Genomic DNA, 18,876 nt, shown 5'->3' with positions numbered 1-18,876 from the left:
GTCGCGGGGCAACTGGCGGGGCCGGATCTGCTGGCACCGTTACCCTCCGCGGAGAAGTCCGCACTCAATCGCCGCTGCGAAAACTCCAGGCCAGCCACAGGCAAAAGGCCGGCGCCACCAGCAGCAGCAGGCCGGTTTCCAGCCATTGGCGGCGCAGCGCCGCCGCCTCGGGCAGGGCCAGATAGGCGACCGCCGGGTCCTGGCGCAGCACATGCACCGTCAACGCCATGCCCGGCTCCAGCTGCGAGGGCCGGCGGCCCAGCACGCGCAGCACCTCGGCGGGCAGGCAGGGCGAGCACAGCGGCGAGAACTGATTGCCCTGCAGCTCGGCGCCGTCGACGCGGTAGCGGAACCTCAGCTCGGCGAAATGCTGGACCTGGTGTTCATCGCCGTCGACATGCTTGATCACCTCCAGCAGCTCGCCGGCGGCGTCGCGGTAGGCCGAGTCGGGGCGCAGCGCCTCGCGCAGGATCGCGGCCTGCTGCAGCCCGGCATAGAAGGCCAGCGCCGCCAGCAGCAGGCACAGCACGCGCGGCACGGCGAAGTAGGCGGGAGCGGCGTTGAGGTGGCGGCGGGATGTCATCGGCGGCGATTCCGGACAGGGACCGCCGCTCTTGTAGCAGAAGCCGGTGCCGGCCGGGCCGGCGCGGCACCCGCTTCCCTCTTCGGAGGGGTCAGCGCAGCATCGAGGACATCGCCGACAGGCTGTTGATCATGCGCACCGCGGCCTCCACCGTCGGCGCCTCGAAGCCGATCTCGTCGCCGGCCAGGCGCTCCAGGCTGGGCCATTGGCAGAACAGGTCGGCCAGCGCGGCGGTCTGGGTCTGGATGCGCACCGCGATCTTGCCACTCAGGACGAAGGCCGGCGGCAGCGGCGCGCGCAAGGCCTCGGCCACGCCGGCGCGGATCGCCGCGCAGGCCGCGACCGGCGCGAGGCTGATGCCGGCGGTATGGCCGGTGGCGCGCTTGGTCTGCACGAAACGGGTGCGCGGGAACAGCGGGCGGTGCTCGTCGATGAACACATCGTCGCCGCTGGCCATCGCCACCGGCACGCCGTATTCGCCGGCCAGCGCGCCGTAGATGCCCATCTCGCCCAGCTCCTGGCCGTTCAGCCAGACGCGCGCGAAGGCGAAGCTGTTGATCGTGTGGGCCAGGATGCCGCGGCCCTGGGCGCGCGAGTGGTAGCCGATCATGCAGACCGCCGCGATGCCCGGCTCGTCGACGCCGGCAACCATGCTCAGGTAGCGCGGCTTGCCCTGCACGACCTGCGCGCGCGCATCGAGCTGGTCGGGCAGCAGGTTGCGGAAGCCGCCATGCGAGTCGTTCACCAGCACCTCGCTCGCACCGGCCTCGAAGGCGCCCGCGATCGCGGCATTGGCCTCCTCCGTCATCAGGCGGCGCGCGCGCTCGTACTCGCCGTTGCCGGCGCGGGTCTGCTCGGGGTGGTAGACGCCGGCGACGCCCTCGATATCGGTGGAGATCAGGACTTTCATGGGGCGAGTTCGTCGGGTTGCAGAAGTTCGCGCAGGGCCAGGCGGCGCTGGCCGTCGCGGCCCTCGACCGTCTCGGCCTGCCACAGCGCCTGCACGATGGCCTGCTCGGTGGCGTCGGCCGCGGCCTGGAACAGCGGGTCCAGCTTCGCGTCGTGCAGCAGCGCGACCGCGGGCATGGGCCGCGCCGGGTCCTGCGGCAGGGTGTAGGCGCTGGAGAAGGCCAGTGCGATGTCGCCGCTGCCATGGCCGAACACCGAGCCGGTGCGGGCCAGGCCGGCGCCGGCGCGCAGCGCCAGGCGGCGCAGTTGGCGAGCGTCGAGCGGCGCGTCGGTCGCCAGCAGCATGATGATCGAGCCCTTTTCGGGCTCGGCACTCAGTTCGGCCAACTTCGCGCTCAGCGCGGCACCAAGGTGCCGCCCGGCCAGCGTCAGCTGCTCGGGCCGGCCGTAGTTGGACAGCACCAGCGCGCCGACCATGTAGCCACCCGCAATGCGCGAGGCCGAGCCGATGCCGCCCTTGACGCCGAAGCTGGACATGCCGCGTCCGGCCCCGACCGCGCCCTGCGCGAATTCGGGCGCCGCGGCCTCCAGCGCCGCGCGGTACTGCGCCTCGCCGACGGCCAGCGCCTGGATGTCATTGAGCTGGCCGTCATTGCACTCGAACACCAGCGGGTTGACGGTGGACAGGCGCCGGCCGCTCTGCGGATTGGCGGCCACGCAGGCGCGGATCTGCGCCTGCGCCACCGCACCGACCGCGAAGGTGTTGGTCAGCGCGATCGGCGTCTCCAGCACGCCCAGCTCCTCCAGCTGCACCAGGCCGATGCTCTTGCCGAAGCCGTTCAGCACCACGGCCGCGGCCGGCACCCGGTCGCGGAAGGGATCGCCGGCATGCGGGCGCACGACGGTGACGCCGGTCTGCAGCGGCCCCTCGGCCAGGGTGCAGTGGCCGACGCTCACGCCGGCCACATCGCTGATCAGGTCGAGCGGGCCGCTGGGCAGCGTACCGATGCGCGGCGCTTGGCTCATGTCACTTGCGGTCGATCTTCGGGTCGAGGGCATCCCGCAGACCGTCACCCAGCAGGTTGAAGGCCAGCACGGTCAGGAAGATCGCCAGGCTGGGGAACAGGGCCACATGCGGCGCGTTGACCATGTCGGCGCGCGCCTCGTTGAGCATCGCGCCCCATTCCGGCGTCGGCGGCTGCGCGCCCATGCCGAGGAAGGACAGGCTGGCCGCGGTGATGATCGAGGTGCCCAGGCGCATCGTGAAGTACACGACGATCGAGGAGATCGTGCCCGGCAGGATGTGGCGCACGATGATGGTCCAGTCGGAGGCACCGATCGAGCGCACCGCCTCGACATAGGTCATCTGCTTGAGCACCAGGGTGTTGCCGCGCACCAGGCGGGCGAAGGCCGGCACGCTGAACACCGAGACCGCGACCACGACGTTGATCATGCTGCTGCCCAGGATCGCGACCACGCCCAGCGCCAGCAGGATGCCGGGGAAGGCGAACAGCACGTCGGAGATGCGCATCACGATGCGGTCCCACCAGCCCTCGTAATAGCCGGCCAGCAGGCCCAGCGCGGTGCCGATCAGGCCGCCCAGCGCGACCGACAGGAAGCCGGCGGCCAGCGAGATGCGCGCGCCCATCAGGATGCGGCTGAAGATGTCGCGGCCCAGCGGGTCCACGCCCAGCCAGTGCAGCGCCGACGGGCCCTCGTTGAGGCGCTCGTAGTCGAAGTAGTTCTCGGCGTCGAAGGGCGAGATCCAGGGCGCGAAGATCGCGACCAGCACCAGCAGCAGCACGAAGACCAGCGCGACCAGGGCCACATGCTGCTTGCGGAACTTGCGCCAGAACTCGCTCCAGGGCGTGCGCACGCCCTCGGGCTTGGTGGCGGCGACAGCGACGGCGGCCGTGCCGGCCGCGGGGGTGGAGTTGGTGGTACTGCTCATGTCACTTGTAGCGGATGGTCGGGTTGATGAAGCCGTACAGCAGGTCCACCACCAGATTGATCAGGATGAACTCCAGCGAGAACAGCAGCACCAGCGCCTGGATCACCGGATAGTCGCGCTGCGTCACCGCGTCGACCAGCAGGCGCCCCAGGCCCGGCCAGTTGAAGACGGCCTCGACCACGATGGAGCCGCCCAGCAGAAAGCCGAACTGCAGGCCCATCATCGTGACCACCGGGATCAGCGCGTTGCGCAGCGCATGCTTGGCGATCACCGTGCGCTCGTTCAGGCCCTTGGCCCGCGCGGTGCGCACGAAGTCCTCCTGGATCACCTCGACGAAGGAGGCCCGCGTGAAGCGCGCCATCACCGCGGCCACCGCGGCGCCCAGGGTCAGCGAGGGCAGGATGTAATGCTTCCAGCTGTCGGCGCCGACGGTCGGCAGCCAGCCCAGCTGGACCGAGAAGACCTGCATCAAGAGCATCCCCAGCGCGAAGGCCGGGAAGGAGATGCCCGAGACCGCGATCGTCATGCCCAGGCGGTCCGGCCAGCGGTTGCGGTAGACCGCCGAGGTGATGCCGATCGCCATGCCGAACACCACGGCCCAGGCCATGCTGGTGACGGTCAGCAGCAGGGTCGGCATGAAGCGCTCGGCGATCTCGGTCGAGACCGGGCGGCGCGTGCGCATCGAGGTGCCGAAGTCGCCCTGCACCAGATGGCCGAAGTAGCTGACGAACTGCTGCGGCAGCGGCTTGTCCAGGCCCAGCTCCTGGCGCACCAGCTCGATGGTCTGCTCGTCGGCATCCTGGCCGGCGGCCAGGCGCGCCGGATCGCCCGGCAGCATGTGCACGAACAGGAACACCAGCACGGCGACGATCAGCAGGGTGGGAATCAATCCCAGCAGCCGTTTCAGAAAATAGTTCAGCATGGTGGCTTCAGGCCGGAAGGCCCGCACCCCGAGGGGCGCGGGCGGGTACTACAGCAAGGGGCGAGGGGCGATCAGGGCGTGACCGCGATCTCGGTCGAGTTGATGTTGCCGTCGGGCATCACGAACACGCCGGACAGGCGCTTGGACGTCGCATACAGGTTCTGCTCGGTCACCAGCGGCGCCCAGGGCGCGTCCTTCATCAGCTGTTCCTGCGCGGTGCGGTACAGAGCGGCCTTTTCCTTGTCGTCGGTCGACTTCAGGGCCTTGGCGAGCGCCTCGTCCACCACCGGGCTGCTGTAGTAGGCGGTGTTGTTCAGCTTCGGTGGCCAGGACTCGGTGGCCAGCAGCGGACGCAGCGCCCAGTCGGCCTCGCCGGTCGAGGAGGACCAGCCGGCGTAGTACATGCGCACCTTGGCGGTCTTGGCGTCCGGTGCCTGCTGCACCCATTCGACGCGCTGGCCGGGTTCCAGGGCCTGCACCGAGACCTTGATGCCGACCTGGGCCAGCTGCTGCTGCAGGAACTGGATCGCCTTCTGCGCGGTGGTGGTCGTGTAGGCGCTCCACAGCACCGACTCGAAGCCGTTCGGGTAGCCGGCTTCCTTCAGCAGCTCGCGCGCCTTCTTCGGGTCATAGGGCCAGGGCGCCATCTTGTGGGCGTACTGCACGCCCTGCGGCACATAGCCCTCGGCCGGCACGGCGTAGCCGTTGAAGGCCACCTTGGCCAGGGCCTGCTTGTTGATCGCGTAGTTGATCGCCAGGCGCACCTTCGGGTTGTCGAAGGGCTTCTGCATCTGGTTGAAGCTGACGTAGCGGGTGATGATCGACGGGCCGGTCGTCACCTTCAGCTTGTTGCTCTTCTTCAGCGCCTCGGCCTGCTCATAGGGCAGCGGGAAGGCAAAGTCGGCCTCGCCGGTCTGCAGCATCGCGGCGCGGGTGTTGTTCTCGGCGACCGGCTTCCAGGTGATGTTGTCGACCTTGGGGTAGCCCTTCTGCCAGTAGCCGTCGAACTTCTTGCCCTTGACGAAGTCGGTCTGCTTCCACTCGACGAAGGTGAAGGGGCCGGTGCCGACCGGGTTGAAGGCGATGTCCTTGTTGCCGTACTTCTTCAGCGCGGTGGGCGAGATCATCGCGGCCGAGGCATGGGCCAGCGAGTTGATGAAGGGGCCGAAGGGCTCCTTCAGCGTGATGCGCACCGCCAGCGGACCGGTCACCTCGACCTTGTCCACGCGGTTGAACTGGTTGAAGCGGGCCAGCTTGTTGTCCGGGTCCAGCACGCGGTCCAGCGTGGTCTTGACCGCCTCGGCGTTGAAGTCGGTGCCGTCGTGGAACTTGACGCCGGCGCGCAGCTTGAAGTTGTAGACCAGGCCGTCCTTCGAGACGGTGTGGCTCTCGGCCAGCACCGGGCGCACCTTCAGGTCCTTGTCGAACTCGTACAGGCCCTGGTAGAAGGACTTGGTGACCGCGGTGGTCAGCGTCGTGTTGGTGTTGTAGGGGTCCAGGGTCTCGGGCTGGCCGCTGATGGCCAGCACCACATCCTTGGCGGCGAAGGCCGAACCGGCGGCCAGGGCCAGCAGGCCGGCGGCGAACAGGCTGCGTCGCAGCGGGGTCATGCGTACGGTCATGAAGAGAACTCCTGAGGGGTGATGGAGTGGTGGAAGGAAGCGAAGAAGAAGTCGAAGGTCGGACTCAGTAGGCGCCGCTGATGCGGTGCTGGGCCACGAAATGGTCGGGGCCGACCTGGACCAGCGGCTGCACGATCGGCTCGTCGCCCAGGGCACGCACCGGGCTCGGGATCTCGTCGGACATCAGCTGGCGCTGGCGATGGCGGCGCGCCGGATCGGCCACCGGCACCGCGGCCATCAGCTTGCGGGTGTAGGGATGCTGCGGGTTCTCGAAGATCGCGCGGCGCGGGCCGATCTCGACGATCTGGCCCAGGTACATCACCGCGACGCGGTGGCTGACGCGTTCCACCACCGCCATGTCGTGCGAGATGAAGAGGAAGGCGATGCCCAGCTCGCGCTGCAGGTCCAGCATCAGGTTGACGATCTGCGCCTGGATCGACACGTCCAGCGCCGAGACCGCCTCGTCGGCCACCACCACCTTGGGGTTCAGGGCCAGGGCACGGGCGATCGCAATGCGCTGGCGCTGGCCGCCGGAGAACTCGTGCGGGTAGCGCTGCGCATGCTCGGGCGTCAGGCCGACCTTCTGCAGCAGCCAGTCGACGCGCGCCTGCGCCTCAGACCCGCTGGCGATCTTGTGCACCAGCAGCGGCTCCATGATCGAGAAGCCGACCGTGACGCGCGGGTCCAGCGAGGCGAAGGGATCCTGGAAGATGAACTGGATGTTGCGGCGCAGGCTCTGCAGCGCGGCGGTCGGCAGCTCGCGGATGTTCTGGCCGCCGAACTCGATCGCGCCGCTCTGGCTCTCGACCAGGCGCAAGAGCGAGCGGCCGGTGGTGGACTTGCCGCAGCCGGACTCGCCGACCAGGGCCAGGGTCTCGCCCGGGCGCAGCTCGAAGCTGATCTGCTCGACCGCATGCACGCGGCGCGTGACCTTGTTGAACAGGCCGCTGCGGATGTCGAAGCGCGTGATCAGGTCCTTGACCCGCAGGATCGGCGCGGCATCGGGCTTGACCGTGTCCTGCGGCAGCGCCTCCGGTTCCGGCTCGGCCTGCGCCTCGGTGCGCAGCAGCTCGAACTTCAGCGGATGATCCAGCCCCTGCATCGCGCCCAGACGCGGCACGGCCGACAGCAGGGCGCGCGTGTAGCGGTGCTGCGGCTTCGCGAACAGGGTCTCGGAGGCGCCCTCCTCCACCTTGTCGCCGCGGTACATCACCAGCACGCGGTCGGCCACCTCGGCCACCACGCCCATGTCATGGGTGATGAAGACCACGCCCATCTGCATCTCGTCCTGCAGCGCACGGATCAGCTGCAGGATCTGCGCCTGGATCGTCACATCCAGCGCGGTGGTCGGCTCGTCGGCGATCAGCAGCGAGGGCTTGCAGGACAGGGCCATCGCGATCATCACGCGTTGGCGCATGCCGCCCGAGAGCTGGTGCGGGTAGCGGTCCAGCACGTTCTTCGCTTCCGGGATGCGCACCAGCTCCAGCATGCGCAGCGCCTCGGCGCGCGCGGCCGCGGCGCTCTTGCCCTGGTGCACGCGGATCGACTCGGCGATCTGGTCGCCGGCGGTGAACACCGGGTTCAGCGAGGTCATCGGCTCCTGGAAGATCATCGCGATGTCGGCGCCGCGCACCTCGCGCATCGTCGAGTCCCTGGCCTGGGCCAGGTCCAGCACCTGACCACCGCGGCGGCGGAACTGCATCGAGCCGCCCACGATGCGGCCGCCGCCATGCTCGACCAGGCGCATCAGCGCCAGCGAGGTGACCGACTTGCCGGAGCCCGACTCGCCGACGATGGCCAGGGTCTCGCCCCGGTCCACATGGAAGCTGAGCCGCTTGACCGCATCGACCGTGCGCTCGGAGGTGGAGAAACGCACCGACAGGTCGTTGACGGACAGCACGCGCTGCTCCGGCAGGATCAGGGCGCCGGACTTGGCGGGGGCTTCGAGCACGGTGGAGGACATAGAGGGGACTGCTTACTCGAAAGAAGGGGGAGCGATCAGCGGAAGATCGCGGTGAAGGGCTCGGCGTCGCCGACCCGCATCTGGCCGCGGTACATGCCCTCGGTATTGAAGGGCAGGCTGACATGGCCGCGCGCATCGACCGCGATCAGGCCGCCGCGGCCATCGATCGCCGGCAGCGCCTGCATCACCACCTGCTCGGCGGCGTCCTGCAGCGACAGGCCGCCATAGGCCATGCGCGCGCAGACATCGAAGGCCGCGCTGGCGCGGATGAACATCTCGCCGCTGCCGGTGCAGGACACGGCCGCCGTGCGGTTGTCGGCATAGGTGCCGGCGCCGATCAGCGGCGAATCGCCGACCCGGCCCGGGCGCTTGTTGGTCATGCCGCCGGTCGAGGTGGCCGCGGCCAGGTTGCCCTGCGCGTCCAGTGCCACCGCACCGACGGTGCCGAACTTGCGGCCCTCGTCCAGCGGGCGCTCGTCATTGCCGCCGCCGTCATGGTCCAGCACCGTCACCGCGGCCGCCTGTGCGCGCTTGAGCTGGGCGCGGCGGAATTCGGTGGAGAAGTAAGCCGGGTCGACCAGCTCCAGGCCCTGGGCCGCGGCGAAGGCCTCGGCGCCGGCGCCGGCCATCAGCACATGCTCGCTGTGCTCCATCACCGCGCGCGCCGCGCGCAGCGGGCGCTTGATGCGGCCGACGCAGGCCACCGCGCCGGCGCGCAGGTCGCGGCCATCCATCACCGCGGCGTCCAGCTCATGCGTCTCGGCGCTGGTGAACACCGCGCCATGGCCGGCATTGAACAGCGGGTTGTCCTCCAGCATGTCGACCGCCAGGCTCACCGCGTCGAGCGCGCTGCCGCCTTGCGCCAGCAGGGCCTGGCCGGCGCGCAGGATCTCGGCCAGCGCCGCATGGTAGGCCGCCTCCTGCTCGGGGCTGATATTGCTGCGGCTCAGGGTGCCGGCGCCGCCGTGGATCGCGATCACGGGGCTGGGGGTGCTGCTGCTGCTATTCACTTCTTGCGGACCTTGGCGGGGGAAGAGGAGGAGGAGGAAGACGATTCGGGGCTGCCGGCCTCGACCGGGCGCAGTCGGCCGCCATGCGGGCCGTCCAGCCAGGGCAGCACCGACTCGACCAGTTGCTCGGCGGCCTGCAGCGAGCCCTTGGACGCATGGGCCACCGCGCTGCTGAGGGCCTCGATCAGGGCCAGCGCGCCGGCCTCGGAATTGGCGAAATAGGCGCTGTCGGTGCGGGCGAACAGCGCCAGCGTCGACAACGGCACCAGCGGCGAGGCGGGGCCGTCGGTCAGCGCCAGCAGGGGCACGCCGGCCTCATGCACGCGCTTGGCCAGCAGCACGGTGTCGGACAGGTAGCGCGGGAAGGCGATCGCGATCACCAGGTCGCGCGGCTTGAGCCGGCCCAGCAGGCGCGCGCCATGCGAGGAGCCCTCGATGCTGGCGAGCAGATGCACGTTGTCGCAGTAGCGGTCCAGGCTGCGCGCCAGCAGGCCACCCAGCCAGCCGCTGGCGCCGTAGCCGACGATATGGATGCGCTGCGCCTTCAGCACCGCGTCCACCGCCTGCGCGCAGGCGCGGCGATCCAACCCCTGGCGCGTCGCCTCGGCGTTGCGGGCGATGTCGGCCAGCGCGCCGTCGAACACATCGGCCACCGTCGCCGGCCCTTCCTCCAGCTTGCTGCGCAGCCGCTCGACCGGCGCCAGCGCCGTCTCGAAGCCCAGCACCAGCGCGGCGCGGAACTGCGCGAAGCCCTCGAACTCCAGCGCCCGCGCGAGTCGGTTCGCGGTGGCCACCGAAACGCCGGCGGCCGCGGCCAGCTCGTCGATCGGCATCGTCGCCACCTTCAGCGGGTGGGCCAGCACATAGTCGGCCACCTGGCGGTGCGAGCGGGTCAGCGTCGGCATGGCGCGCGCAATGCGCTGCGCCATCGAGGGATTGCCGGGAAAGGGGGTCGCCGCCATGTACTTGCTGCCTGCCGAAGTCCGGGTGGGTACGACCTTCAGGGCGGCCGCATTTGATCAAGGATTTTCAGTTTTTTGATCATAGCGACATTTTTTGATCAAACACAAAACGATGACGGCCGTGTGGATTGGGGTTTCCACCGATGCCTACGGATGTTTCCGGGATCGAGCCGCCCGATCGGCGGGCCACACTTAAGGCTTGGGTCGGCCTTTGAGCCCCTCGCGCCAGGCATACACGGCGGCCTGTGTGCGGTCCTCCAGCTGCAGCTTGGCCAGCAGGTTGGAGACATGGTTCTTGACCGTCTTCTCGGCCAGCGCCAGGCGGGCGGCGATCTGGGCGTTGCTGAGGCCGTCGGCCACCAGGCTCAGCACCTCAGCCTCGCGCTCGCTGAGGCCGCCAGCGCTGCCGCCGCGCGGCTGGGTCAGCGCGCGCACCATCGCGCCGGCGACGCGCGGATGCAGGGTGGCCTCGCCGCGCGCGGCGCGCTCGATCGCCTGCACCAGCTCGGCCGGCGGCGTGTCCTTCAGCAGGTAGGAGATCGCGCCGGCCTGCATCGCCTCCAGCGCCGGCTCGTCGCCCTCATGGCTGGTCAGCAGCAGCACCTGGCTGGCGGGGCTGACGCGGCGGATCTCGCGCGTCGCCTCGACGCCGTTCATGCCCGGCATCAAGAGGTCCATCAGCACCACCTGCGGCCGCTCGCGCTGCGCCAGCTCGATCGCGCGTGCGCCCTCGCCCACCGCGCCGACGATGCGGAACTCGCCATGGGCCTCCAGCACCGCGGCAATGCCATAGCGCACCAGCGCATGGTCGTCACAGATCAGCACGGAAATCATCGGCTCGGCTCCTCCTGAAACTGGAAGCGCACGGCCAGGCGGCAGCCCCGGCCCGGCGCGGCATCGAGAAAGAGCGCGCCGCCCGGCAGGGCCGCGGCGCGCTCGAACATATTGGTCAGGCCATGACCGTTGGCGGTCTGGCCGGCATCGAAGCCCCGGCCCTCGTCGGCGATCACCAGCTCGGCATGGCCGGCCTCCGCCGACCAGCCCAGCCGCACGCGCCGCGCGCCGCCATGGCGCAGCGCATTGGCCACCGCCTCGTTGGCGATGCTGGCCAGCTCATGCGCCTGCTCGAAGGGCAGCGCCAGCCCGCCGGGCACCTCCAGGCTCAGTTCCAGATGGGCCTGCCAGGGCTGCAGGCGCAGCGCCAGCTCCTCGCGCAGGTCCTGGCGGCGCGAGGCCTCCAGCGGCTTGAGCCGCGACAGCAGGCCCGACAGGTCGCGGTGCACCGCCTGGTTCTGCGCCGCGGCCTCGGCCAGCAGCTGCGCCGCCTTGGCCGGCTGGCGCTCCAGCCATTGCTGGGCCGCATGCAGCTGCAGGCCGGTGGCGAAGACCTGCTGCTTGATGCTGTCGTGCAGCTCGCGCGCCAGGCGCTGGCGCTCCTGCAGCGCGGCCAGCTCGCGGTTGGTCTCGACATGGGTCTGCAACTGGCCCGCGACCTGGTTGATCGCACGCGCATGCTCGCCCAGCTCGTCGCGCGAATCGTCGGCCAGGCGCATCGAGAAGTCGCCGCGCGCCCAACCCTCGGTCATGCGCGCCAGCCGGCGCAGCCGGTAGGCCAGCCACCAGGTCAGGCCCACGCCCAGCATGATGCCCGGCAGCGCCATCAGCAGCACCATCCAGCCAAAGAAGCTGCCGGCATCCCGCAGCGCGCTGCGCAGGTTCTTCCAGACGTCGAAGCGCGCGTAATGGCGCACCATCAGGGTCCCGCCATCACCCAGCGGCAGCACCAGCAGGCGCTCGGCCGCCGAGACCGCCTCCAGCCGCAGCGGCCCCGGCTGCCAGCGATCCGGCAGCGCCAGCGCCGGGTTCTCGCGCAGCGCGACGCGCCTGCCCTCGTCGTCGAACAGCGCCAGGCTGACCATCGGGTCGGAGGACTCGCGGATGCCGTAATAGCCCTCGGGGCCGTCGACGTTGAGCAGGCGCTGCTGCATCGCGTCCAGCATCTGTGCGACCAGCGCGCGGTCCTGGCGCCGCCCCTGCAGTACGCGCAGCTCCGGCTCGATCAGCTGGCGCAGATGGGCCGGCTTGACCACCTGCTTGAAGCCATGCGCGTCCTGCACCGGGCTCAGCAGCAGGGCCGCCAAGGTGCTGCCCACCAGGGTCACGGCGATCGAGCCGAGGCTCAGCTTCCACCACAGGGATTGCCACAAACGCAAGATGCTTCGCTCCAGGACCCGGCCCCCAGCGGACCGCCCGGTCAGCATAGCGGCCCGGACTGTGCGCGCCGCGCACCGACTGGGTCTGCAGACCCAGGGCCGCGGGCCGCCGGGCCCAGCGCCGCGCCGCGGGACTCAGGCGCGCCGTGCCGGCGCCGCCTACATTGCGCCACTTCCTTATTGGCCACGCAGTCCGGAGTCCTTCCTTGCCCGCCCATCGTTTCTCACCCCCCTTCCCCGCCCGCCAGCTGTTTGCGCCCGGGCTGGCAACGCTGCTGCTCCTGCAAGCCTGCAGCGAGGCGCCCGCGCCGACACCGCAGGACAACGCGACGATGCGCATCACCACCCTGGTGGTGCGCCCGCAGGAGGCCCGAGCCGCGCTGGAACTGCCGGGCCGCATCGTCGCGCGCCAGCCGATGCAGCTGCTGCCGACCGTGCATGGCCTGCGCGTCGAGGCCGTGCTGGCCGACGCCGGCGAGCTGGTGAAGGCCGGCCAGCCGCTGGTGCAGCTGGATGCGCGCAGCCAGCGCCACGAGCACGAGGAGGCGCGCCAGCAGCACCGCCGCCTGCAGGCCCTGGCCGAGGCCGCACAGGCCCAGCTGGGCAAGGCCGAGGCCAGCCTGGCGCTGGCGCGCGCCACCGACGAGCGCTACCGCCTGGCGGTCGCCACCGGCGCCGTCAGCCAGCAGGACCAGCAGGACCGCGCCAGCACCCTGGCCCAGCAGGAAAAGGAGCGCAGCAACGCTGCCCAGCAGGCCCAGGCCGCCCGCGCCGAGCTGGCCGCTGCCGCCGCCAAGCTCGCGCAGGCGCAGCAGCGCCTGGACGAGACCCTGCTGCGCGCGCCGGCCGCCGGCCGCCTGTTTGAGCGCCACGTCGAGCGCGGCATGTTCAGCGACACCGCGTCAACCACGCCCTGGTTCCTGCTGGCCGCCGACGGCGATCGCGAGTTCGAGGCCTGGGCCGATGTGCAGCGCCTGGCCGGCCTCGCGCCCGGGGCCGCGGTCAGCGTGCAGCTGGAGGGCCAGGGCCTGGCGCCGCTGCAGGGCAAGCTGCGCAGCATCGAGACCGGCCAGGGCCAGGAGTCGCGCCGCGCTCGCCTGCGCATCGCGCTGCAGGGCAACGCGTTGCCGCCGCTGGGCGTCGCCGCGCTGGCCCGGCTGCAGGGCCCGGCCCTGCAGGGCACGCCGCTGCCGGCGGGCGCGCTGCAGTTCGATCCGCGGCCCTGGGTCTTCGTCGTCGATGACAAGCAGCGCCTGCGCAAGCGCCATGTGCGCCTGGCGCCGGACCAGCAGCTGGTCGTCGAGGGCCTGGCCCCGGGCGAACAGGTGGTGCGCGGCGCGGCCGCCCTGCTCAACGAAGGCCAGCGCATCACGCCGGTGCCGGAGGCCAAGCGATGAGCCTGAAGATCTCTTCCTGGGCGATCGCCAAGCCGACGCCCATCGTGCTGCTGTTCCTGCTGCTGTCGCTGGCCGGCATCGTCGCCTTCAACAAGCTGCCGGTCGCCGGCGACCCGCGCGTCGAGCTGCCCATCATCAGCGTCGACGTCGCACAGCCCGGCGCCACGCCACAGGAGCTGGAGACCAATGTGGCGCGGCGCCTGGAGGAAGGCCTGGCCGGCCTGCCGGGGCTGAACAACCTCAGCACCACGATCGCCAACGGCCAGGTCTCGATCACCGCCGAGTTCCAGCTGGAGGCCAATATCGACCGCGCCGCCAGCGATGTGCGCGACGCGGTGAGCCGCATCCGGCCCGAGCTGCCGGCCCAGATCGGCGAACCGCTGGTGACGCGGGTCGATGTCTCGGGCTGGGCGCTGCAGAGCTTCTCGGTTTCGGCCGAGGGCATCGACGAGATGGAGCTGAGCCGCCGCATCGACGAGCAGCTCGGGCCCAAGCTGCTGGGCGTCACCGGCGTGCAGCAGTTCAAGCGTCTGGGCGGCGCCAAGCGCGAGCTGCGCATCGAGCTGGATCCGGCACGCCTGAGCGCGGCCGGCGTCAGTGTCGCCGAGCTGGCGCGCCAGCTGCAGCTGGGCGAGGCCAATATCCCGGCCGGCACGGTGCGCGACGGCGACGAGCGCATGCGCCCGCTGCGCGTGCTGGGCGCCAGCACCGATGCCCAGACCCTGGCCAAGCGCCTGGTGACCCTGGACAAGGGCCGCAGCATCGCGCTGGGCGAGCTGGGCCGGGTGGTCGACGAGGGCAACGAGCCGAACGGCTTCGCGCTCTTGAACGGCCAGCCGGTGCTGGTGCTGGAGGTCTACAAGAAGCGCGGCGCCTCCGAGCTGAAGCTGGCCGAGGGCGTGGCCCGTGCGCTGGACGAATACCGGCAGGCGCATCCGGAGATGCGCATCGAGCTGTTCGAGGACAACGTCGAGTTCACCCGCATGAGCTACGGCGGCGCGCGCGACACCCTGCTGGAGGGCGCGCTGCTGACCGTGCTGGTGGTCTGGTTCTTCCTGCGCGACTGGCGCGCCACCCTGCTGGCCGCGGCGGCGATCCCGCTGTCGCTGCTGCCGACCTTCGTCGCGATGCAGTGGCGCGGTTTCCAGCTCGACAGCATCACCCTGCTGGCGCTGATCCTGGTGATCGGCATCCTGGTGGACGACGCGATCGTCGAGATCGAGAACATCGCGCGCCGCATCGAGAACGGCGAGACGCCGCGCGAGGCCTCCGCGCGCGGCGCCGACGCGCTGGGCCTGGCGGTGGTGGCGATCACGATGACCATCGTCGCGGTGTTCCTGCCGGTCAGCTTCATCGGCGGTGTGGTCGGCAAGTACTTCACCGAGTTCGGCCTGACCACCACCTTCGCGGTGCTGGCCTCGCTGTGCGTGGCGCGCCTGGTGACGCCGATGATGTGCGCGCGCTGGCTGCGCCCCCACCATGGCGGCGAGGTCGCGCCGGGCCGCATGCAGCTGGGCTATCTGCGCCTGCTGGACTGGGTGATGCGGCACCGCCGCGCCTCGCTGGGCATGGGCGGCTGCCTGCTGCTGGCGACCTTCGGCCTGTTGTCCCTGCTGCCCTCGGGCTTCATGCCCGAGACCCGGCCGCAGGCGATCCCCGTCTACTACGAGCTGCCGCCGGGCGCCAGCCTGCGCCAATCGGTGCAGGCCGCCGAGCGGCTGCGCGGCGCGATCGCCGGCGTGCCCGACGTCACCGCCGTGTTCGCCTACGAACGCAGCAGTCCCGACCAGGGCGCGCTGCGCCTGCAGCTGGCGCCGCCCAGCGCGCGCAAGCTGAGCGCCACCGAGCTGGAGGATCAGCTGCGCGAGCGCCTGGCCACGGTACCGGATCTGCGCAGCAACCTGCTGCTGGGCGGCTGGGAAAAGGACATGAGCCTGAGCTTCGTCTCCACCGACCCGGGCAAGCTGGAACCGGCGATGCTGCGCCTGCTGCGCGAGGCCGCCGAGCTGCCGCTGCTGCAGGACGTCGGCCTGGACCAGGGCCGGCCGCTGACCAGCCTGGACCTGCGCCTGCGCCCCGAGGCCGCCGCCCGCCTGGGCGTCGACGCCAACACGCTGGCCGACGCGATGCGCCTGGCCACCCTGGGCGCCAGCGACGCCGCGCTGCCGCGCATCGTGATCGACGGCAAGCTGGTCGCGGTGCGCCTGCGCCTGGCCGGCGGCCAGGCCCTGTCGATCGAGGCGCTGCGCCAGCTGCCGATCCCGACCGGCAGCGGTGGCGTGGTGCCGCTGGAGACGGTGGCGACGATCGAGCCGGGCAGCACGCCCTCGAGCCTGAACCGCCTGAACCGCGAGCGCGTGATCAAGCTGGAGGCCAACCTGGCACCGGGCGTCTCGCTCAGCGAGGGAATCGCGGCGATCGAGGCCCTGCCCGCCTACCGCGAGCTGCCGCCCGGCGTGCGCCTGGCGCCTTATGGGCAGGCGCAGCACATGGCCGAGATGTTCGAGCGCTTCGCGACCGCCGCGCTGTTCGGCCTGGTGGCGGTCTATGCGGTGCTGGTGCTGCTGTTCGACGACTGGCTGCAGCCGCTGTCCATCATGCTGGCGTTGCCGCTGGCGCTCAGCGGCGCCTCGATCGCGCTGCTGCTGGGCGGGCATTCGCTGAACCTGTCCACCGTGATCGGCCTGCTGATGCTGTTCGGCATCGTCGCGAAGAACTCCATCCTGCTGGTGGACTTCATCATCGAGGCGCGCCGCGACGGCCTGGGCCTGGATGCCGCGATCACCCAGGCCGGCCGCGAGCGGGTGCGCCCGATCGTGATGACCACCTTGGCGATGGTCGGCGGCATGCTGCCGGCGGCGCTGGGCTGGGGCCATGACGACGGCTTCCGCGCGCCGATGGCGGTGGCCGTGATCGGCGGCCTGATCAGCAGCACCCTGCTGAGCCTGCTGTTCGTGCCGCTGGTCTACCGCCAGCTCGAAGGGCTGCGCCAGCGTCTGGGCGGCAAGAAGAAAGACAAGCCAATGAACGAGGAACAACAAGCATGCTGATGAGCAAGCATTCGCTGCTGCGGGCGGCCTGGCTGCTCGGCGCCAGCCTGCTGCTGGCGGCGCGGCCCGGCCTGGCGCAGGGTGACGCGCCGCCGGCGCTGCGCCTGGAGCCGGCGGCCGAGGCGCTGATCGAGCGCGGCGTCAACAACAGCGCCGAGCTGGCCGGGGCGCTGGCCAAGCTGCGCGAGGCCGAGGCCGAACTCGGCATCGCCCGCGCCGACGGCGCTCCGAAGCTGGATCTGAAGGCCGAGGCCGGCAAGGCGCATGAGCAGCGCAGCGACGGACAGAAATCAAGCCGCGTCGATGGCCAGCGCCGCCAGGCCAATCTCACTTTCCGCTGGGAGCTGGACCTGTTCGGCCGCCAGCGCGCTCGCAGCCAGGCGGCGCAGGCCCAGCAGGCCGCGGTCGAGGCCGATCTGCAGGCCGCGCGGCTGGCGCTCGCCAACTCGCTGCGCGCCGAGCTCCTGCGCCTGCGCAGCGCCGGCCTGGCGCAGCGCCAGCGCGGCGAGCTGCTCGCCACCCTGCAGCACCAGCAGCAGCTGGAGCAGATGCTGCTGGCCGCCGGCCTGCGCGGCGCGGGCGATCAGCTGGAGGGCGAGGCCGAGCTGGAGCAGCGCCGCGCCGAGCTGGCCCAGCAGGAACAGCAGCGCCAGCATGCGCTGCTGCGCCTGGTGCGGCTCAGCGACATCGAGGCGGGCGAATGGCAGGCGCTGGCCGACGGCCCGCTGCCCGAGCATCGGGTCCCGGCGCAGCTGCCGCTGCAGAGCCTGGCCCAGCGCCCCGATGTGCGGGCGGCCGAGGCGCGCCTGCGCGGCTCCAGCGCCTCCGCCACCGCGGCCAAGGCGGCGCTGTGGCCCAGCGTGGCGCTGGAAGCGAACATGCAGCGCCTGCGCAATGGCGGCGGCCTGGCCGGCGCTTTACGCGACAGCACCGACCGCTTTCTCGGCCTGGGCCTGGCCTGGGCGCTGTTGGACGGCGGCGAGCGCCGCGCCCAGCGCGACGCCGCGCAGGCACGCGCCGAGCTGGCCGCGGCCGAGTTCCGGCGCGTGACGCTGGAGGCCGCGGAGGAGACCCAGGGCGCGCTGGCGCGCGCGCAGGAGCTGGGCTCGGCCGCGAACCATGCGGACAGGGCGGCGCGCCAGGCGCGCCAGGCCGCACAGCTGTCCGAGCAGCGCTACCGCCTGGGCATCGACAGCCTGCTGCAGCGCCTGCGCCAGGATCGCCAGGCGCTGGAGCGCGAGCTGCTGGCGCAGGACCTGCGCGGCGAGCAGCTGCAGGCGGCGCTGAAGCTGGAGCGGGCGCTGGCCCGCCCTTGAAGAGGTGCCTTAGCGCAAGGTGACTTCGACGCGGCGCGCCTCGCGCTGGGTGCCGGTACCGGTGCTCAGCGCGGGCTTCTCCAGCGCGATGCCGGCCTCGGCCACGCCCAGCGCCAGCAGCGCCTCGCGCACCGCCAGCGCGCGCCGCTTCGCCAGCTCGGCGTTCAGCGCGGCATCGCCGCTGGCGTCGTGATAGCCGCTGATCACCAGGAGGCGGCCCTGGCCCTGCGATTGCACCAGCTCGCCCAGCGCCTCGCGGGCACCGCCGGCCAGTTCGGCACTGGCGCTGGCGAAGAAGAACTTCACCAGGCCGTTCTCGACCACGATGGCGGCCACATCCGCCTCGACCAGCTGCACCGGCGGCGCGGCGGCCGGCTTGGCCGCGCCGCGCGCCTTGTAGACGCCCAGGCCGACGGCCAGCGCGACCACCAGCAGCACGATGATGCCCACCAGACGCAGCGCGATGCCCTCGTCTTCACCCACAAACGGAGTCGTCATGAACAGATCCTCCTGGCAGGGAATGCGAGCGCATTGTAGGGATTAAGCCTCGCCTAATTCGGCGCGCGCAAGGTGGAGACATGCGGCCCGAACAAGCGGCGCCGCTTCACGCTCACAGAAGGAGTCTCGCGATGAGCCATGGCAACAACAAGTCCACCCCGGTGCTGGCCCTGGTGGCCGCCTTCGCGGCCACCTCGGCCCAGGCCGCGGCCGACCCGGACGAATCGACGCGGCGCCAGGAGCGCCGGGCCCAGGTCCAGCAGCAGCTGCGCGCGGCCCAGGTCGAGCTCTATTGCGATCACGACAGCCAGGCCCTGCGCCTGATGCGCGAGACCCGTCAGGCCCTGCTGGCCCAGCCCGATCCGAGCAGCCTGCGCGCGGTGGACCAGGTCATCTGGCTGCTGCGCCGCGGCGAGACGGCGCAGGCGATCGCGGCGCTGGAATCGGCGCGCGCGGCTCAGCGAGTGCCGCAGGCCTGAA

At 71.1% G+C, this 18,876-nt stretch carries 16 protein-coding genes; 4 read left to right on the top strand and 12 right to left on the bottom strand.

What is annotated here, in order from left to right:
* Positions 1-64: 64 nt before the first annotated feature.
* The 11 genes from G8A07_RS05520 to G8A07_RS05470 form a co-directional block, all read right to left on the bottom strand.
* A complete protein-coding gene (locus tag G8A07_RS05520) occupies positions 65-583 on the bottom strand; it encodes a DUF3592 domain-containing protein (RefSeq protein WP_195796087.1) in 519 nt (172 codons plus the stop codon).
* Positions 584-674: 91 nt separating this feature from the next.
* Positions 675-1,493 carry a M55 family metallopeptidase gene (locus tag G8A07_RS05515; RefSeq protein WP_195796086.1) on the bottom strand — a complete coding sequence of 273 codons (819 nt, stop codon included), beginning with the start codon at positions 1,491-1,493 and terminating at the stop codon, positions 675-677.
* Positions 1,490-2,518, bottom strand: a complete 1,029-nt coding sequence (locus G8A07_RS05510) for a P1 family peptidase (protein ID WP_195796085.1) — start codon at positions 2,516-2,518, stop codon at positions 1,490-1,492. The genes G8A07_RS05515 and G8A07_RS05510 overlap by 4 nt, the downstream gene beginning before the upstream one ends.
* Position 2,519: 1 nt before the next feature.
* Positions 2,520-3,443: a glutathione ABC transporter permease GsiD gene (gsiD, locus tag G8A07_RS05505; RefSeq protein WP_195796084.1), complete on the bottom strand. Its 924-nt coding sequence runs from the start codon at positions 3,441-3,443 to the stop codon at positions 2,520-2,522.
* 1 nt (position 3,444) lies between these two features.
* A complete protein-coding gene (gene gsiC, locus G8A07_RS05500) occupies positions 3,445-4,365 on the bottom strand; it encodes a glutathione ABC transporter permease GsiC (protein ID WP_195796083.1) in 921 nt (306 codons plus the stop codon).
* Between the two features lie 71 nt (positions 4,366-4,436).
* Entirely contained in the window at positions 4,437-5,987 is a 1,551-nt protein-coding gene (gene gsiB, locus G8A07_RS05495; RefSeq protein ID WP_195796082.1) for a glutathione ABC transporter substrate-binding protein GsiB, read from the bottom strand.
* Between the two features lie 64 nt (positions 5,988-6,051).
* Positions 6,052-7,950 carry a dipeptide ABC transporter ATP-binding protein gene (locus G8A07_RS05490; protein WP_195796081.1) on the bottom strand — a complete coding sequence of 633 codons (1,899 nt, stop codon included), beginning with the start codon at positions 7,948-7,950 and terminating at the stop codon, positions 6,052-6,054.
* Positions 7,951-7,985: 35 nt separating this feature from the next.
* Complete coding sequence (locus G8A07_RS05485) at positions 7,986-8,960, bottom strand: isoaspartyl peptidase/L-asparaginase family protein (RefSeq protein ID WP_195796080.1); 975 nt, start codon at positions 8,958-8,960, stop codon at positions 7,986-7,988.
* On the bottom strand, positions 8,957-9,922 hold the full coding sequence (locus tag G8A07_RS05480) for a MurR/RpiR family transcriptional regulator (protein ID WP_195796079.1): 966 nt from the start codon (positions 9,920-9,922) through the stop codon (positions 8,957-8,959). Before G8A07_RS05480 ends, G8A07_RS05485 begins: the two co-directional genes overlap by 4 nt.
* Positions 9,923-10,114: 192 nt before the next feature.
* Positions 10,115-10,756 (bottom strand): response regulator transcription factor, encoded by a 642-nt coding sequence (locus tag G8A07_RS05475; RefSeq protein WP_195796078.1) that lies wholly within the window; start codon positions 10,754-10,756, stop codon positions 10,115-10,117.
* On the bottom strand, positions 10,753-12,129 hold the full coding sequence (locus tag G8A07_RS05470) for a histidine kinase (protein ID WP_195796077.1): 1,377 nt from the start codon (positions 12,127-12,129) through the stop codon (positions 10,753-10,755). The genes G8A07_RS05475 and G8A07_RS05470 overlap by 4 nt, the downstream gene beginning before the upstream one ends.
* Positions 12,130-12,341: 212 nt before the next feature.
* Here G8A07_RS05470 and G8A07_RS05465 point away from each other — a divergent pair, with 212 nt between their 5' ends.
* From G8A07_RS05465 to G8A07_RS05455, 3 genes are read left to right on the top strand one after another with little or no spacing between them, the layout of a single operon-like run.
* A complete protein-coding gene (locus tag G8A07_RS05465; RefSeq protein ID WP_195796076.1) occupies positions 12,342-13,532 on the top strand; it encodes an efflux RND transporter periplasmic adaptor subunit in 1,191 nt (396 codons plus the stop codon).
* On the top strand, positions 13,529-16,582 hold the full coding sequence (locus tag G8A07_RS05460; RefSeq protein WP_195796075.1) for an efflux RND transporter permease subunit: 3,054 nt from the start codon (positions 13,529-13,531) through the stop codon (positions 16,580-16,582). Before G8A07_RS05465 ends, G8A07_RS05460 begins: the two co-directional genes overlap by 4 nt.
* On the top strand, positions 16,576-17,898 hold the full coding sequence (locus G8A07_RS05455) for a TolC family protein (RefSeq protein ID WP_195796074.1): 1,323 nt from the start codon (positions 16,576-16,578) through the stop codon (positions 17,896-17,898). Before G8A07_RS05460 ends, G8A07_RS05455 begins: the two co-directional genes overlap by 7 nt.
* A gap of 9 nt (positions 17,899-17,907) precedes the next feature.
* Here G8A07_RS05455 and G8A07_RS05450 read toward each other — a convergent pair whose 3' ends face one another.
* Entirely contained in the window at positions 17,908-18,396 is a 489-nt protein-coding gene (locus tag G8A07_RS05450; RefSeq protein WP_195796073.1) for an OmpA family protein, read from the bottom strand.
* A 131-nt stretch (positions 18,397-18,527) separates the two neighbouring features.
* On the opposite strand from G8A07_RS05450, the gene G8A07_RS05445 reads away from it, so the two are divergent.
* Positions 18,528-18,875 (top strand): hypothetical protein, encoded by a 348-nt coding sequence (locus G8A07_RS05445; RefSeq protein ID WP_195796072.1) that lies wholly within the window; start codon positions 18,528-18,530, stop codon positions 18,873-18,875.
* Position 18,876 lies beyond the last annotated feature (1 nt).

It is taken from the genome of Roseateles sp. DAIF2 (genome assembly GCF_015624425.1).
GTDB lineage: Bacteria > Pseudomonadota > Gammaproteobacteria > Burkholderiales > Burkholderiaceae_C > Kinneretia.
The sequence above is the reverse complement of the archived record's forward strand: the minus strand, read 5'-3'. Positions and strand labels throughout refer to the sequence as shown.